14 protein-coding genes are annotated in these 17,012 nt (G+C 31.9%); 3 read left to right on the forward strand and 11 right to left on the reverse strand.

The window, feature by feature from the left end:
- The first annotated feature begins 48 nt into the window (after nucleotides 1-48).
- Nucleotides 49-2,931: a tetratricopeptide repeat protein gene (locus HY951_03040; GenBank protein ID MBI5539006.1), complete on the forward strand. Its 2,883-nt coding sequence runs from the start codon at nucleotides 49-51 to the stop codon at nucleotides 2,929-2,931.
- 5 nt (nucleotides 2,932-2,936) lie between these two features.
- On the forward strand, nucleotides 2,937-3,140 hold the full coding sequence (xseB, locus tag HY951_03045) for an exodeoxyribonuclease VII small subunit (GenBank protein MBI5539007.1): 204 nt from the start codon (nucleotides 2,937-2,939) through the stop codon (nucleotides 3,138-3,140).
- A 17-nt stretch (nucleotides 3,141-3,157) separates the two neighbouring features.
- On the opposite strand, the gene gwsS is transcribed toward xseB, so the two are convergent.
- From gwsS to HY951_03075, 6 genes are all read right to left on the reverse strand, one after another.
- Entirely contained in the window at nucleotides 3,158-4,153 is a 996-nt protein-coding gene (gwsS, locus tag HY951_03050) for a grasp-with-spasm system SPASM domain peptide maturase (GenBank protein ID MBI5539008.1), read from the reverse strand.
- Nucleotides 4,154-4,329: 176 nt separating this feature from the next.
- A complete protein-coding gene (gwsG, locus tag HY951_03055) occupies nucleotides 4,330-5,316 on the reverse strand; it encodes a grasp-with-spasm system ATP-grasp peptide maturase (GenBank protein ID MBI5539009.1) in 987 nt (328 codons plus the stop codon).
- A gap of 79 nt (nucleotides 5,317-5,395) precedes the next feature.
- A complete protein-coding gene (locus HY951_03060) occupies nucleotides 5,396-5,563 on the reverse strand; it encodes a hypothetical protein (protein MBI5539010.1) in 168 nt (55 codons plus the stop codon).
- 211 nt (nucleotides 5,564-5,774) lie between these two features.
- Nucleotides 5,775-7,637 (reverse strand): aspartate ammonia-lyase, encoded by a 1,863-nt coding sequence (aspA, locus tag HY951_03065; protein MBI5539011.1) that lies wholly within the window; start codon nucleotides 7,635-7,637, stop codon nucleotides 5,775-5,777.
- A gap of 221 nt (nucleotides 7,638-7,858) precedes the next feature.
- Nucleotides 7,859-8,701, reverse strand: a complete 843-nt coding sequence (locus tag HY951_03070; GenBank protein MBI5539012.1) for a trypsin-like peptidase domain-containing protein — start codon at nucleotides 8,699-8,701, stop codon at nucleotides 7,859-7,861.
- A gap of 246 nt (nucleotides 8,702-8,947) precedes the next feature.
- Nucleotides 8,948-9,367 carry a hypothetical protein gene (locus tag HY951_03075; GenBank protein ID MBI5539013.1) on the reverse strand — a complete coding sequence of 140 codons (420 nt, stop codon included), beginning with the start codon at nucleotides 9,365-9,367 and terminating at the stop codon, nucleotides 8,948-8,950.
- A gap of 164 nt (nucleotides 9,368-9,531) precedes the next feature.
- On the opposite strand from HY951_03075, the gene HY951_03080 reads away from it, so the two are divergent.
- Nucleotides 9,532-12,039, forward strand: a complete 2,508-nt coding sequence (locus HY951_03080) for a hypothetical protein (protein ID MBI5539014.1) — start codon at nucleotides 9,532-9,534, stop codon at nucleotides 12,037-12,039.
- Here HY951_03080 and HY951_03085 read toward each other — a convergent pair.
- The 5 genes from HY951_03085 to HY951_03105 form a co-directional block, all read right to left on the reverse strand.
- Complete coding sequence (locus tag HY951_03085) at nucleotides 12,036-12,884, reverse strand: hypothetical protein (GenBank protein MBI5539015.1); 849 nt, start codon at nucleotides 12,882-12,884, stop codon at nucleotides 12,036-12,038. The genes HY951_03080 and HY951_03085 overlap by 4 nt on opposite strands.
- A 4-nt stretch (nucleotides 12,885-12,888) precedes the next feature.
- Nucleotides 12,889-14,535: an ABC transporter substrate-binding protein gene (locus HY951_03090; protein MBI5539016.1), complete on the reverse strand. Its 1,647-nt coding sequence runs from the start codon at nucleotides 14,533-14,535 to the stop codon at nucleotides 12,889-12,891.
- Nucleotides 14,536-14,849: 314 nt separating this feature from the next.
- Complete coding sequence (locus tag HY951_03095) at nucleotides 14,850-15,446, reverse strand: hypothetical protein (protein ID MBI5539017.1); 597 nt, start codon at nucleotides 15,444-15,446, stop codon at nucleotides 14,850-14,852.
- A complete protein-coding gene (gene miaA / locus HY951_03100) occupies nucleotides 15,439-16,356 on the reverse strand; it encodes a tRNA (adenosine(37)-N6)-dimethylallyltransferase MiaA (GenBank protein MBI5539018.1) in 918 nt (305 codons plus the stop codon). The genes HY951_03095 and miaA overlap by 8 nt, the downstream gene beginning before the upstream one ends.
- 92 nt (nucleotides 16,357-16,448) lie before the next feature.
- On the reverse strand, nucleotides 16,449-16,976 hold the full coding sequence (locus HY951_03105; GenBank protein MBI5539019.1) for a hypothetical protein: 528 nt from the start codon (nucleotides 16,974-16,976) through the stop codon (nucleotides 16,449-16,451).
- Between the last annotated feature and the right edge of the window lie 36 nt (nucleotides 16,977-17,012).

Consider the following 17,012-nt stretch of genomic DNA (forward strand, 5'->3'; position numbering starts at 1 on the left):
TAGCATTTAATTTATCATTGATTTTTGTTAAAATCTAAAGAACTTTTAATGAATTTTCTGAAAATTCTTATATTACCCTTTTTCATTAGTATTTGTTTTGCAGGAAAGGTTTATCCGCAAAGCCAAGTAAGAGTTGACAGCCTCCTTAAACAGGCAAATTTATTTACTACTGAAGATCCTCTAAAAACACAAACAATTTCTAAGGAGGCAATTTTGGCCTCAAAATCTATTAAAAATCAATCATCACTAATTGATTCATACCTTGCATATGCTGAATCATGCATAAATATTACTTCATTTAACGATGCAAAAAAATATATTGACTCTGCGCTTGTACTATCAAAAAAGAAGGATCTTCCAAAACAGAGGATAAACTGCTTAATCTTATTAAGTAAGATAGCAAGTGAAACGAGTGAAATAAATCAATTTCTTAAGGTAATTTCTGAGGCTAAAAAGCTGGCAAAAGAAAAAAAAATAACTAAGGATGAGGTAAGAATTGAGTTGCTAATAGGCGATTTTGATAAATCGGCTGGCGATTTTGATAAATCAATTATTAGCAAAAAAAAAGCATTGGAAATTGCTACAAAGGCTAAAAAGAAAAATCTTATTGCAGATTCTTGGAATAGTCTAGGTAGTACTTATTGGTATTTTAGCCATTTTCAAGAAGCACTTGAATGCTACTATAAATCTTATATAATTAGAGAGGATACTAAAGACACTATCGGATTAATTGCATCGCTAAAAAACTTGGGTTTAGTTTATCGAGAGCTAAGTAATTTTGATAAAGCCGTTAGTCAGTTGAACTTAGCATTAAAATTGTCGGATGAGATTGAGAACAACGAAGAAACCTCAGAAGTTCTAAATCTTTTAGGTAGTCTCCATTTTCGATTTAACCGATACAATGAGGCTATCTTATATTACAAACAAAGTCTAGACATTAAGAACAAAAGTGGTTTTATCATTTCCTCTGCAAATACACTTGAAAACCTTGCAAGAGTCTATTCGCAAAAATCAATGTTTGATGAAGCCTCAGAATCGCTTGAGGAGGCTCTTAAAATAAGGGAAAGACTTCAGGATCAACTCGCAATTGCCTCAACACTCAATGAGATGGGGAATCTCTATAATCAAAGGGAAAATATTGCCGAAGCGCTTAGAAGGTACTTGATGTCACTTAAGATTAGGCAGAAAATCGGGAAAGATCAGGATATAGCTAAATCACTAACAAACATTGGTATAACCTATAGAAAATTAGGCTTAACCAAAAATGCAACCGTATATTTAGAGCAAGCAAGAAGATTAATTTCCGAAGGGAAGAACCCATCAGAAGCAGCATATGTTCTGGTCAACCTAGGAAATCTATATATCGACCAAAAGCAATATGATGTTGCTTTAAAGATTTTCCAAGAAGCCCTCTCAATGAGAAAAAAAACAGGAGATGCTGCAAGTACTGCCAAAGCAATTCGGAATATCGCACAGGTTCAGATGCAAGTTGGGCAAATAGATCGAGCAAAGGACAACCTTACCTTCTCGCTTAGCATCTCCCAAAAAATTAACGATGGTAAAGCCATTGCAGATACCTATAATGACCTAGGAAATCTTGAACGTCAATCTGGTAATTTCCAAGTAGCAATTAAATACTTCGAGAATGCAATTAAGATTTATGATGAATCTGCCAATTTTGATGGTAAAGGGCTATGCCTAAGAAAGATTGGAGAAATTCAAATTAAGCAGGGAACACTTGATGTTGCTGAAAAAAATATTGATAAATCAATTACCATTGGTAAAGAAATTGGCAACATGGTTTTGATCGAATATGGTTACTTGGCTAAGCATGAATTCTATAAAGCGACTAAGAACTATAAATTAGCACTAGATTACTATTCAAAGCATATCAAAATTCGTGATAGTATAGACAACGCCCGAAAGAATGAGAAGAATCTTGAAGCCCAACTCGATCTGGAACTCGACAAAAAGAAAGAAGAGATAAAATCGATGGAGGGAGAAGTTCAATACCTTAGACAAGAAGCACTTCTAAAAGAACTTGAACTCGAGAAAAAGAGGGTATCGCAATATATTCTTATAGCATTTGGTATTCTAATATTAAGTCTTGCAAGTTTAACCTACCTAGGGTATTGGCAAAAGAAAAAGCACAATAAAGTGCTTGAAGAAAAGATTATTACAATTCGCGAAACCAACGACAGGCTCTATCAATCAGAGGAAGCCTTAAAACTAAATGTTCAAACAAAAGATAAACTATTTTCGATTATCGCCCACGATTTGAAAAGCCCCTTTAATGCCCTTGTTGGTTTAACCGAAATACTAAATCAGAAAGCAAGTAGTTTAACCCCAGATGAAATAAAGGATTACAGCCTACATATCAATAAATCCTCGAACAAAGTTCTTACACTCATCGATAATTTACTTAACTGGTCAAGGAGTCAATCTGGCAAAATAAAGCTAACCCCTGAAACCATTAACATAAAGGAAGTTGTCGATTCATGCCTTGAAGTAGTATCATTATCTGCAAAAGGGAAAAATATTGCTATAAAATCGCGATTAAACAATACGGATGTAGCTTTTGCCGATAAGGAAACAATTACAACAGTAATAAGAAATCTCCTATCTAATGCAGTAAAATTTACCACAAAAAATGGGGAGGTAACAATCTGGGCTAATAGTAAAAATGAGGCGATTGAAATTTACGTTACCGATACAGGTGTTGGCATAAGTCGCGAAAATCAAACAAAACTATTTCAGGTAGATAAAAATATTTCAACAAAGGGAACTAATCAAGAATCCGGAACTGGCTTAGGATTAATTATTTGCAAAGAATTTATTGAAAAAAACAAAGGAAGTATAAGGGTTGAGAGTGAACTAAACGTTGGAACATCCTTTATTATTACATTACCAAATCACCCGATTAAAAGTTAATTTGTATGTCGAAAAAACAACTTACTTATAGTGAGGCTATAGCTGAAATTGAGTCAATTATTGGTAAAATAGAGAATCAAGAACTTGACATCGATGAATTATCAGCCAACGTTAAGCGTGTAGCAGAACTTCTGAACTTCTGCAAATTAAAACTAAAAAATACAGAGGAAGAGGTTCAAAAAATTCTCAAAGAATTTGATGATAAATAATTTCATGCTGGGTTAAATTACTCCCACTTGCCTTCGTAAGGATTATAATTACATTTTCTAGGCTTATCAAATATATCATCCACAAATGCTCTGCAATCACTACAAATGTATCTATACTCACAATCCTTACATGTATGTATTTGATCTTTTGTAATTGACCAATACTTAGAAAATTCTTGCATTTTTACTATTTCCCCAATACTACCACCATTATTTACATTCCCATAACTATAATTGAATGCTGGACAGTTCTTTATATTTCCATTGGAATCGATAGATACCTTTTTATTTAAGCATGTATTAAAATGATGTGCTTCAGTAAATGTATCTATATTTAGAGTAAACTTATCAATATCTATTTCTCCACAATCGTTACATGTTTTGATTACTTTCTCTGAATAAACAAGATTACTATTAACTGATTTTTTATTCTTAGGACTTGAATGAATTGAAACTACACCAATGTTTGTAAATTCAGAAAATAATTTGTTTTCGTTTATATCATTCTCAATATTTTTATAATACTTTATAATGATATCAATATTTCTAAATATCTTATTTTTAACATCATGAAGAATATCACATAAATCGCAAATACGTAAAACATCAAATGATCGTATCTCAATAAACTTACATTTTAATTCATCTAATTCATTGAATATTTTGACATAATCATGCTTTGAGTTCTTATCAATATCTACTATTGCATTATTTATCAATTCAGGGCTTTCAAATTTTAGATTTAAATCTGGGAAATTTTTAATTTCATCTATATCGCACCAAAATCCACATTCGTTATTTTCTAGAAATTCAAAGTACTCATCTATAAATTGATGGTTTTCTTTGTTGTAATTACTCTTAATCTCTAAAATTCTCTTGTTTTTATGAACAGTTAGTATTTCATATAAAACTTCAGGAATATTAATGAATTCAGCTCGTTGTAGGTCACAAATTATATAATTTATAAACCCTTTAACAGGTATGCAGCAAGCAAATAATTTAAAAATATCCATTTTCTATCCTTCAAAAAATTTTAGAAATCGGTTTTTGTGGATGCTTACAAACCGAATAATTTGTCTGATAGAAATCGCTCTTAACGGATCTATTAGGATTATCTTTGGGTTTTATTCTTTTTAATAGCGAATGAGTATTAACAGGTAATTCTTTTACCAATAAACTCTTAACATTTTTATCCATTATCCTGAGAAATTAAATATTTAGCTATTTCTTTTTCCAAATAATAGTTACATGGTTCAGAAACCATTCCAAACTGCCCTACTGGATTAATCTCTAAAAAAATATAATTCCCAAATTTATCCTTAATCATGTCTATTGAACCAGTTGTCAAATCAAGGTTTTGCATCAATAAAATTATCTTTTTCTCAATATCCCTAGGTAATTTGTACGGTACAAATCTATTAGGGTTACCCTCATTATAGTTGCGAAAATCAATTTTCGTTCGTTTATCGTTCTGAGAAAATATTGCCATGGAATAGCATTTTTTATTCAAATAAAAAATTCTAATCTCATACCTTTTCTCGACTAATTTTTGAAAAAATGAAGGGGGAAATTCATCCGAAAGACCTAATATCTTCCTCTTAGATATAACATTTGTAATAGAAGTATAATAATTTTGCTCATCAAAAAAGAATAATGGATCATTCAGGTCTTTAGAAATAATTTTTTTATGAGTATTAAAAAAGTTGATCAGCTCCCTCCTAGTGGAACATATTTTAGTTTCAGGTATATTAAATCCAACTCTGCTTGCTTCAACTAACACATGAATTTTATTTAATACTATTTTTGAAGGAGGAGACAACCATTTTTTCTTATCTAAAAATTTAAAGAGTAATTCTCTTAGAGATATTATATTGCTTGATTGATAAAAGATTAACTGATCTATAATAGAATAATCTATATCACTATTGTTATACAGGTCATAAAAATCTCTATCCAACCATCTTCTAAACCAAACAAAACTTACTTTACTAAAAGGAATTTCTATGTCTTTATATTTAATCAATAGATCTGAATTATCCAGAGAGATTTCAACATTGCCTTTTTTGGAAAATTCGTCTCCATTAATTCTAATAAATTTTTTTCCAAAAAAAACAATCCAATCAATTACTTCCTCTGTGGAGAGTTCTGTTTTTTCTTTTGATATTATCAATATCATTTTAGAAACAAGATTCCTTTAAAATTTTAAGAGGCGTGCTCAAAATAATAAGCACGCCTCTTAAAAAGATTTTTTGACATTAAACAAGATTTAAAGAGGTTGGATCTGCTCTTGTGTCACTTCGTTCCCCTCCACACAAAGTGGAAGTTGCGTAAGCTCCACCTTGAATTTTTTTTAATTCTTTTTTCCCAAATTTTTTAGCATCCCTGATGCTTTCAAAATTTTTCTTGCATACAGTTTTTTTCATGCTTTTTGATTTTAAGGGATTTATAACTCAAATATATGTTTTTTAAAAGAATAAAATACATATTTTTAGGTGTTTCTATATATTAACTCTTACACTAGCCAATAATAGACTAATTCTATACAATTTAATCTAACTATAATATTAACCGTAATATGCAGCAAAAAAACATCTGCTATTTCAATTAATACTAATATCTTATATTATTTTTTTTCTAATCCAACTTCATTTTCCTAGGTTTGATCATATTCTCAGGTTCTAATATTTGACCCAATTGTTCTTTTGTAAGAAGTTTTTTCTCAAGCACTAACTCATATACACTTCTATTATTCAATAACGCTTCCTTTGCCAAACGGGTTGAAGTTTCGTACCCTAAGAAAGGATTTAACGCTGTTACCAGCCCAATACTATTGTATACCATCATACGGCAACGTTCCTCATTTGCAGTTATTCTATCAATACAACGATACTTTAAGGTATTCATCCCATTCTTAAGCATTTCAATGGATTCAAATATACTTTGAACAATAACTGGCTCAAAAACATTAAGTTCTAGTTGACCGCCCTCAGCGGCCATTGTTACTGTTAAATCGTTTCCAATTACCTTAAAAGCAATTTGATTAACCACCTCGGGTATTACAGGATTTACCTTTCCAGGCATAATTGATGATCCTGGCTGCATTGGTGGTAAGTTTATTTCATTAATACCTGTTCTTGGCCCAGATGAAAGTAATCGTAAATCATTACAAATCTTCGATAACTTTACAGCTAAACGCTTAACCGCAGAAGAGTACATAATAAATGCACCAGTATCCTGAGTTGCTTCTACTAAGTTAGATGCTAAAACTATATCTAAATTTGTTACTCTTCTTAGATGTTTAATAACTAAATCGGTATAACCAGGTTCAGAGTTAATGCCTGTTCCAATTGCGGTTGCACCCATGTTGACCTCAAGGAACAACCTAGCATTCTGGTTTAAGCGTTCAACCTCCTCCTTCAAAGTCACAGCATAGGCTTCAAATTCTTGCCCCAAAGTCATTGGTACAGCATCCTGTAATTGCGTTCGCCCCATTTTAATAACATGAGAAAACTCTCTTGCTTTATTCCTAAATGATTCAACCAACGTTTCGAGCACTAAAACTAACTTCTTATTTGAATTTATTAACGCTATTTTTACTGATGTAGGATATGCATCATTTGTTGACTGCGATAAATTTACATGATTATTAGGATGGCAATATTCGTATTCGCCCTTTTCATGTCCTAATAACTCAATAGCGCGATTTGCGATAACTTCATTCGCATTCATATTTGTGGAAGTACCAGCACCACCCTGTATCATATCTACAACGAAGTGATTATGATACTTCCCATTCTTAATCTCCTTACACGCCAACACTATAGCATCCTTAATCTTCTCATCAATTAATCCAAGATCGTAATTTGCTTCTACAGCAGCCTCTTTAACCATTGATAGTGCATCAATAAGCGCAGGAAAGAAATTTAATGTAACCCCAGAGATGTTAAAATTTTCAATAGCCCTAAGAGTTTGAATTCCATAGTAGTACTCAAATGGAACATCCCTTTCGCCTAATAGATCGTGTTCTCTTCTTGTTCTTCCCGATTCATATTGTGCTGCAGGATTAACCATCCTGCTATTTACACTACGCATTCTGCGTGATATAACTCTTGCAATATTTGAGAATATTTTAAGGGTTGTATCAGCACTCTTATTGAAAAAATCCCTATTAATTGCCAAAACAGTTGTTGGTTGTAAAGCTCTTGCTGTTGTAGAATGCGGTGAATCATTTGCCCATGAGCCTTCGCCCAGAAAATCTCCCTTTCCAAAAAGAGTTAATCTTGTTTCAACCCCATAAGTATTACTTTTAAAGAGTTCTACCTCTCCATTGTAGATAATAAAAATATCTTCCCTTGACCCATTTTCACGAAAGAGGAGTTCATTAGGAACATACTTCTTTTCCTTTACACTTTTAGCTAATTCTTTAAATTCATTCTCATTTAAATCCCTAAATAGTTCTATTTTTTTCAAGAACAAAAGAATTTCATTTAGTTCCATCTTTTCTCCTCCTTAATCATTAGTTAGAATATTTTCACATCATGCTTATTTTATTTAACAATTATTGAACATGGGATGTTTAAATCAGCAATAAAAAAAGAGAGTATCCAAAAAGAAAAATTAAGTCTCGGAAAATTGAATGTTTTTAAGGTCTTTCAGATACTAATAAAAAAGGGTGTCCGAGACTTTTGGACACCCTTTTTCAAGTATTAAATCTATTCCTAACTTAAATTTAAATCATATTCCTGCTCTATCCTCTCATTGCAAGATTCTATAACTGCATTTTGGTTAAAATACGAAATGATTTGATCAAGCATCACCACCGGAGTTGTGCCAAAAGCTGAGTAACGATATATATTATTGGCAAGTTGTTTAATCTGACTTTGATTTGCAATTAATACTTGAATAGGATCAACATCTCCGTATTTAACAATTCCCTGTATTTTACTTAACTCATCAATATTTGCAGTAATTATGTCAACTAGTTGCTTATATGAGCGTGATACAGGGGTATTTCTCCGAGAAACGATGCCTATAACCTGCATGGTTTCTGGATCAACAATTGGTCCTCCACTATTCCCTAAGCATGATATTCCATCGTATTGAAAAAAACGAATTCCTTCATGATTTGTAAAAAATGAGGAGATTATTCCAGATCGTAACGATAAATTCGAATAACCCAAACTAAAAGCAAGTAAAGCAACTTGTTGCCCTATCGAAAATTTCCTGCGTTCACTAAGCTTAAGGCTTGGAATTTCTTTGAAATCAGGAAAATCGAGATTGAAAATTGAGTACCCAGTATGGTCGTCAAACACACCTATACGAAGATCGTTAATAAACTCTTTATAAGGAATTTTCATCGATGCTACTACACTATTTGCATCATCACCCACAAATGAAATTTCAACTTTCTTTGCTTTTGGAATGTAAAAAGCAAAATCTGTAGTAACCAATGATTCATTTACTTTGAACCCTGAAAGAGTATCAATACTTATACCCCGTTCGTTTTGAAAATTCAAACTACAAACAGATCCATGACACGATTTCCAAACTTGACTAAGCATTTTGTGTGGTTTTAGGTTATGGTTATATTATTAGGTCAAATATTTTTTATGATTGTTAATAAAAACAGCATCGTTATTAAGAAAAAAATGATAAATACACCATAATCAATCTTCACAATGGGTTCAAAATAATCCCTTAGGTAGATTCTTATCCTTTTCATTCGTTCTTTTTTGTTTAATAATACTCGACTATTTTCGGTTGTTTCGAGAATTTTTGCCATTGGACTTTTCAAATAACATAGAAAATCAACTATGATTTCCATTGCGGATTTGGTAAATGAAATCCTCGATTTGTAATTGAACACCATCAAAATCAATCGTTTGAAATGGTTTGATATAATTAAAAACATGCATTTCTTCAGAAAATCTTGATTCTAAATGTTTTTCGTCATTGGTTTCTAGAAATATATCATCTATATTTTGTTTCTCATCCTGATAAGAACCATAGTTAAATGTATGATTTGTGCCATTCAGATATTCTTTCCGAGCATTAAATGTAATAAGGGCAACTTTTGAGCGATAATTTTTAATTGAATAAAGTGAATTATCACAGCAAAAATTTTTGGAAACTATATTTTTTATTCCCCCAATAATCTGCACTCTTCCAACTTGAACAAGTTCTGAATGTTTTTTTTTCTCCGATTCGGTTAAATCTCCAACCAGCATTTAGAATATTTTTCACAAATGTATTTTGTCAAATATCTATAGCAAGTGGTCAAAGTAGTCAATTTTCTTTTTCATGTCTATTAAAAAATAATAATCCTTACTACATTTGTAAATAACAATATTATCAGATGATTATGCTAATATTTAATTTTTGTTCAGTTTAAATGATTGAAAAACTTAAAAACTCTGTAGAAAAGACATTTGGCAAGAAAATAATTTGTCAAAAAGATTGTAAATTACTTTCTAACAATATATTAGAAACAACCAGAGAGTATTTAAGCCCAGCAACTCTTAGAAGAATATTTGGTCTTCTTCTTACGAATTCTAATCCATCACGTGTCACGCTTGATATACTTTCACGTTACATTGGTTTAAGAGATTGGGAGCACTTTATCGATAACAACAGGATATCGAGTAACAGTCATACCAATATGATTGATACTTGGGATAGGGTTTTAGAAAAATCAAAAAAAATAAGTATCAGTACGCTCGATCATATAAAACGTAAGAGCGGTATTAGTTTTAATAAAACCATTCACAGACAATTTGCTGATGAAAGAATGGATTTTTTCATCAAAAGCGAGTATAATTCCACGGCCTTAATTGGCCCGGGTGGATTTGGTAAATCTACATTACTTGCAAATTGGTATGAGAAAAACTCAACAAAGAAAAATTTTTCAACAAATATCATCCTTTTTTTACAGGCTATTTCCCTTTATTCATTTGCAAATTCTGAGGCCTATTTTGAAGACTGGCTATTGCATCAACTAGGTCTTTCACCCGATTATAATTTCTTAAGAGGTATCCTCGGTAGTGGAGTAAACCCACCAGGGAAATTTATCCTTATAATAGATGCACTTGACGAATCAAACCTTCATGGTGCTAAAATGGAAAAAGTTTATTCTTCTTTAGCAGATTTCTCACTTAAATTCTCAACAGCAGGTTGGCTTAAAATTATTATTTCTGCCAGACACTATACATGGACTAAATTTAAGCCATTTATCGACAATAATGAAAAATGGTTTTGCATTCAACCCATCTCCTTTTCAGCGGAAGAGGCAAATATGCCTTTGCTTACCTCTGATGAGATTCAAAAAATTCTCGATAATACTATTAATTCAAAATTTTCAAAAAGAACGCTGGTTGAAGAGTTCTCTTTGGAATTAAAAGAAACCTTATCGTACCCATTTTTCCTACAACTTTTCATTGATGTGTTTCACCCCGAGAATGAATATTTGCTGAGTGATCAAATTGAAATTTATAGAGAATTCCTTAATAAGCAGGTTTATAACGCCCAATATTCAGAAGAAAAAATTGATATACTAAACAAAATTCTTGAACTCTCTGATTATGGACTATTGCCTGATGAGGTAAAGAAAAACGTTTTAAAAGAGATTTATCCAATACATCTAAAACTTGCAGGAAACTATTTTAGAGCATATGAAGATTTGATATCTTTTGGAATTATTATTGAAGAGGATATTGAAAATAAATATGGTGGTTATAGTAAGATAATAAAAATTTCAAATAGAAATCTTTTTGAAATTTTACTCACAAAAGCCTACCTTGAAAAAGAGAATAGTATTTCAATCTCATTATTTAAAAAGGTGGCAAAAAAATATGCTGCTAATGAGATTTTACCTAATCTGATTATACGACTTTATCAATTTGCATATAAGGATCGGGTAGCTGAGCCTTTAAAAAGTTTTTTTGAATTGGACATAAACATTCTAAGCGCAGTTTTAGCATTACCTAATATAGCTATAACCCTTAGAAAAGATGAATATTTACGCAAAATTCTAATACCGATATATACAAAAAATAATATTGCCCGAAAATATTTATTTGAAGACTACCCCGATATAAATAATATTACTGGATCATTTTCTTTCAGTCTAAGTCATTATTCAAAAAATAGTTCAGATCCTGTGGAAATTTTTTATTCAAATATTTATAATGTTTACGCTGGTTTTTTTGCATTAGATGATGGAAGAATTGAAAGATTCTATAGGCAAGTAGAAGGATTCCCTCAAAGTAATAATCTTAACCCAAACATCATAGGCATGTGGTTTGCCTGCAAATGTATGTATCATATTCTTATTAAGAATGAAGATCCTAAACTTGTTCTAGATCAAGCTTTGGAGTATTTAAATGAACTTCATAAAAATAGTAATTACGAATATGGTTCCTTCGAAATTCCCTTTTATAACGCACTTATTATAACAAATCAGCATAGCATTTTAGCAAAACTTACAAAAGCAGACGAACTTGCTGAATCTAAAAAACCCATTCCACTAAGTAAAGAACTAAGAATTTATCGATTATATAGTAAGTTAACCTTAGGTACAAAATTAGATTTAAAAGATTTTATTGAAATCGATTTGATTCTATCCTTACTCAACCCTATGTATAACCACTCATTACAAATCCTCGGCCAACTTCTAAAGGCTTCATACTATTTAAATAGTAATGAAATGACAAAAGCTTATGATTGTTACAGAAATTCTACGGAATTGAGCAATATAGCAGGTTACAGAATCCTAGAAGTTAAGCTAATGAAGAACCTTTCAAAAATTCTATTACAACTTGGAGAAAATTCTAAATCTATAGAATGCAGTAAATTAGCAGAACATCTAACTCGAAAAACTAATTTTCATTTTAGTAATCTTTAATTTTCTTTTTGAATGTGATAGTTAACTAAAGATTCTATAGGATATTGAATTATCCTATTTATCTCAAAACCTTTATCCTGAGCAATTTCATTCAAAAAATCGCTAAATACAAAACCAACTGAACCAACTACCCCAAGTCCGTATGTCTTTAATTCGGGTATCCGTTTTAAGTGAAATTCGTAAAGTTTTTCAAATACATTATAAATCATTTGAGATATATATTCATTGCTAATATTCTCTTTTATAAAAGGAACAAATGAGGCCAGGTAAGTTGATGGTTTCTGTTGACAATATATTCGATCAAGAATATCACTTAAATTTAGGTTATAACGATTATGCAAAGATTCTGATAATTCGGCAGGTAAAAGGCCATAGAAATATGCTTGAATAAGCTGTCGACCTAAATAAGCACCGCTACCCTCATCGCCAAGAATAAAGCCAAGTGATGGCGTGTAATGAGCAACCTTTATTCCATCATAATAGCCTATGTTTGATCCGGTTCCTAATATTGCAATTACCCCTCTCCCTTCCTCAAATAATGATCTTGCGGCAGCAAGTATATCGGAATAAGCATTCGATTCTGCGTTTACAAAGAATTCTCGAAGTGCCTGTTGAGCCAAAGTGCCTTTCTCATCCCCAGCACAACCAGAACCATAAAAAAAAACTTTTGAAACCTCAAGAGGGTTCAAATACGAAGGGAATGCTGATTTTAAGGCATTACTATAATCTTCACTACTACTAAAAAAAGGACTTAATCCCTTGGTTTCAAAAGATACGATCGATTTATTGGAAAGTACAATCCGCCAATCAGTTTTAGTCAAACCGCTATCTGCAACTACTATCATAGTACTATTCTATTTGCTTTCTAACATTTTTAAGAATAAGTAAATTCATTGGATTACATTTCATACCTTCAACATCATTTTGAACAAATCGTATTACCTCATCATAATATAAAGGTATAACAATGGCGTTATCAATAATAATTGAATCCATCTCTCTATATAGTTTCAATCTTTTTTGCTGAGACATCTCTGATAAAGAGTTGGTGTATAAATTATCGTATATCTGACTTTTAAAATGGGTATAATTTGGTCCTGATGGGCTAAAGTTAATACTATTAAAAAGAGCCAAGTAATTTTCAGGATCTGCATAATCAGCAACCCAAGATGCTCTAAAAAATTTAAGTTTTGAATTAGCCAGCATTTCACGATAAGCAGCACCTGGGTAGACATCAACCTTAATATCAAATCCCAAATCGTTTAGCTGATGCTGAATAAATTCACAGATATCCACATAATCATCAGTTGTAGCAAGGGAGAGTGAAGGTAGCGTTTTGGAAGTACTAAACCCTACCTCCTTTAAAAGTTCTTGAGATAATTCTGGGTTATAATGGAATCCTTTTGTTGCATCTTTGAAATCAGGCATGCCATTAGGAACAAAACCATTGAAAGCGGGATATCCAATATTACTGCGCAAATACATCATCATCTTACTTCGATCTATACCATACCCAATTGCTTTTCGTACCTTTTGTAAAAGAAGAGGGTTGGATTTAAATGATTGATTTGTACTATCTACAAGAATTCCTAAGTATTCAGTATTCAGGTAAGGACCAGTTAGCATTTTAATCTTGCCAGTATATCGAGGATTTAAATTACCATTTCTAGTTAATAACTCATCCTTTGATGCTGGGTTGACACCAGAAATAAAATCGATATTCCCTTTAATAAATTCGAGAAACTCCGATTGCTTATCGGCAATAAACGAAATACTTATAGACTCCAAGTAGGGAAGTCTTAAACCTTTATTATCTTTTTCAAAATATCTTGAATTTCGCCTTAAAATTAACTTTTCTCCTTCCTTCCAATATTTAAAGAAAAACGGACCCGTTCCAACTGGGTGATTTCGAAACTCCTTGCCATACAATTCAATTGCTTCATAAGGAATTACATAGCAATATGGCGTTGATAGCATCCCCAGAAAAGCAGGAAAAGGTTTTTTTAGATATACTTGAAATACCGAATCATTAAGTGCTGCGCAACCATTATGAGTACCCACTCGATCCTTTTCTAAAATAGATAGAACCCATGCCCCCGGTGATGCAATCTCGGGATTGAGTATTCGATTAAAGCTATAAACAAAATCTGATGCAATAACCTTTCGACCAATGCCATTAGGAAAAACCTCAGAACAATGAAAGTATACATCCCCTCTTAGTAAGAATGTAAAAATCTTTCCATCGCTTGATACTTCCCATTTTTTAGCAATACATGGTTTTACCTTTAAGGAATCATCGAGTTGAACTAATCCATTATAAAGTTGATGAGCAGGCCAAATGAGGGGTAAATTTCTGGCAAAAGCAGGATCGAGTGTAGAAATACCTTTACTTTCGTTGTAACGGAATACTTGCTGTTTTTTATAACTACTAGTTGAACTATTACAAGTACAAAAGATTGTAACTACCAAAAAAAAATATAATAAAGGTAATCTCATCAAACAGGAAATTTAAACAACAAAAGTATTTAAAATTTGATGAGCTATTATGATTTTTTAAGAGTAATAAAAACGGGATCTTAAGATCCCGTTTTTACACCCTAAAAATTAACCTAAGAAAGCAACAGTAATAGTAACCAACTATTAACCCTAAAACCTAATCTATGAAGTTGCTTTTCATTTACATAAACGCTATATAATTAGATTTGTTTCATACGAGTAATGAAATAAAGATGATTTACAACAGCCTTTAACAACCAACTTAATCTGCTGATTATATGCTTTTTATATAGACGCAAACACTGTAGACATTATTAATCCAATAAAAAAACACCTACTACTCTGGAGAGTGCAACAAGAGAGGAGTTTGACTTAAAAGGGGAGAGTTTTACGATTTTATGCCTAATATAATTTATCTTTTCAACCGAAAAATTTTCATTAGAAAAACCATAATTATAAAAAAATGCAATTGCAGTTTTTAAAGTAGAACTTTTAACTCTTATAGTTTTCTTGGAATATCTACTTGGATGAATATGAATAAAACGATTGTTGATCTGACCAAGCCTAATTGTCCAACTTGATCCATCTGATAAAACTATTTCTTTGTAATCACTATCATTTGACCTTACCCATTCTTTAAAATTACTAATGTTTAAATCAATTTCAGCAGTCATCCTACTAATTATCTGATTGGATATATTATTAGGTTCTAGACTACCATAATAAAAATCAACATTGGTATTGCCTATAAACTCTATGATTTCATTAATTTTTATATGACTGAAATTATATGAGTCATTTGAAATCAGAGTTTCCTTTACATATCCCATATGATGCTTCCAACAATTAAAAGCAATTGGCTCGGGTAGGGTCTGGTTTACTGAGCCTCTCCCTATTAATGATTCATCCATTTGAAATACGATAATTAATCAAGTCAACTATGCTATCTACCTGTTCTGGGTGAAACCAAGTAATCTCTTTATCGCGAGCCCACCATGTTAGCTGTCTTTTAGCGTAACGTCGTGAATTTCGCTTTATTAGCTCTATTGCAGTTTCTAATGATATCCTGCCATCAAGGTAGTCAAAAATCTCTTTATAGCCAACGGTATTTAAGGCGTTTAAATGCTTAAAATCATATAAACCTTTAACCTCTGCAACCAAGCCATTAGTAAGCATATCATCAACTCGATTATTGATACGTTGATAAAGTTCCTCTCGGGGACGATTCAGCCCAATTTTGATTAAAGTAAATGGACGAGGTTTATTAGTATTTGTTAAGAATGAAGAATAGGTTCTTCCGGTTTGCAAACATACTTCAAGAGCCTTCAAAATTCTCTGGGTATTATTTTGATCAACCTGATTATAGTATTCTGGATCGATTTCTTTGAGATGGTTTTTCAAACTGTCAATTCCCTCACTTTGAAGTCTCGCATACAGATCTCGCCTTAATTCGCCATCTGGTGAAGGGAAGTCATCAATTCCAGAACAAACAGCATCAATGTATAAGCCAGAACCACCAACAAGTAGGGCTGAATTATGACTCTTATATAGGTTTTCCAAAAGTTCAAGTACCTCAAGTTCAAATATTCCGCAACTATACCTATCAAGGATTGACTTATTACCCACAAAATGGTGTTGTGCATTATTAAGAATAGTTTGATCGGGTGCCGCTGTTCCAATTCTCATCTCCCTATAAAACTGACGTGAATCTGCTGATAGAATTGGTGCATTGAATTGGTAGGAAAGCGTAATACTGAGATCGGTTTTACCAACTCCTGTTGGGCCAAGTAAAACAATAAGAAATTTTGACTCTGTTGGCATTTCTTTTATTTAAGTTCAGCATCAAAAGCTGATTAATTGCCAATAATTAGCAAAGATATTCGAATGCAAGTAAACTAAATTATATAGCAGTTCTAAGAATCATCACCATCAAATCCCTCTGAACCATAATCAAATTCTTGTGAATCAAACTCATCTATGATATCATTGAAGGAATTATCATCATTCACTGGATTGGTTGATATATTTTCAAATTCTGATTGCAAAGGAGGTTCACCAACCGACACGGTGCAAATAGGATATTTCTTCTTACAATCAGGTGTGTAAATATCCATCAATTCAATAAAAAAAGAGTTTTCAGTTAAGATGTCATAAACGTAAAGTAATCGTTCTTTTTTCTCCTTCATTACCTCTTTGATCTTAATCGAATCCATAGGAATAGCAGCTGGGCCTCCATCATTCTCCATATCGATTAAAGTTAACTCTAACCCTTTATTCCAACTCTCATCGGCAAGGAAGAATGATGCTAATTGAGATGAATCGTATTGAAGGTTATCCTGAATTATTTTATGAAGGTCTAAAAATGTTTGATTTGAATCAACCTCATAATCCCGTAGGAAAACTCTTTCGTCGCCAGAAATCATTCTAAACTTATAGATCATAGATGGAAATATTTGATTGCCTTATTTGAATATTTT

It is taken from the genome of Bacteroidia bacterium (assembly GCA_016218155.1).
Taxonomy (GTDB): Bacteria; Bacteroidota; Bacteroidia; order Bacteroidales; family GWA2-32-17; genus GWA2-32-17.

Bases quoted from the DNA above. Each gene is read 5' to 3' on its own strand.
- miaA (MBI5539018.1), bottom strand. From the start codon at position 16,356: ATGCCAACAGAGTCAAAATTTCTTATTGTTTTACTTGGCCCAACAGGA.
- HY951_03095 (MBI5539017.1), bottom strand. From the start codon at position 15,446: ATGGATGAATCATTAATAGGGAGAGGCTCAGTAAACCAGACCCTACCC.
- aspA (MBI5539011.1), bottom strand. From the start codon at position 7,637: ATGGAACTAAATGAAATTCTTTTGTTCTTGAAAAAAATAGAACTATTT.
- HY951_03080 (MBI5539014.1), top strand. From the start codon at position 9,532: ATGATTGAAAAACTTAAAAACTCTGTAGAAAAGACATTTGGCAAGAAA.
- HY951_03070 (MBI5539012.1), bottom strand. From the start codon at position 8,701: ATGCTTAGTCAAGTTTGGAAATCGTGTCATGGATCTGTTTGTAGTTTG.
- xseB (MBI5539007.1), top strand. From the start codon at position 2,937: ATGTCGAAAAAACAACTTACTTATAGTGAGGCTATAGCTGAAATTGAG.
- HY951_03085 (MBI5539015.1), bottom strand. From the start codon at position 12,884: ATGATAGTAGTTGCAGATAGCGGTTTGACTAAAACTGATTGGCGGATT.
- HY951_03040 (MBI5539006.1), top strand. From the start codon at position 49: ATGAATTTTCTGAAAATTCTTATATTACCCTTTTTCATTAGTATTTGT.
- HY951_03105 (MBI5539019.1), bottom strand. From the start codon at position 16,976: ATGATCTATAAGTTTAGAATGATTTCTGGCGACGAAAGAGTTTTCCTA.
- gwsG (MBI5539009.1), bottom strand. From the start codon at position 5,316: ATGATATTGATAATATCAAAAGAAAAAACAGAACTCTCCACAGAGGAA.
- HY951_03075 (MBI5539013.1), bottom strand. From the start codon at position 9,367: ATGCTGGTTGGAGATTTAACCGAATCGGAGAAAAAAAAACATTCAGAA.
- HY951_03060 (MBI5539010.1), bottom strand. From the start codon at position 5,563: ATGAAAAAAACTGTATGCAAGAAAAATTTTGAAAGCATCAGGGATGCT.
- gwsS (MBI5539008.1), bottom strand. From the start codon at position 4,153: ATGGATATTTTTAAATTATTTGCTTGCTGCATACCTGTTAAAGGGTTT.
- HY951_03090 (MBI5539016.1), bottom strand. From the start codon at position 14,535: ATGAGATTACCTTTATTATATTTTTTTTTGGTAGTTACAATCTTTTGT.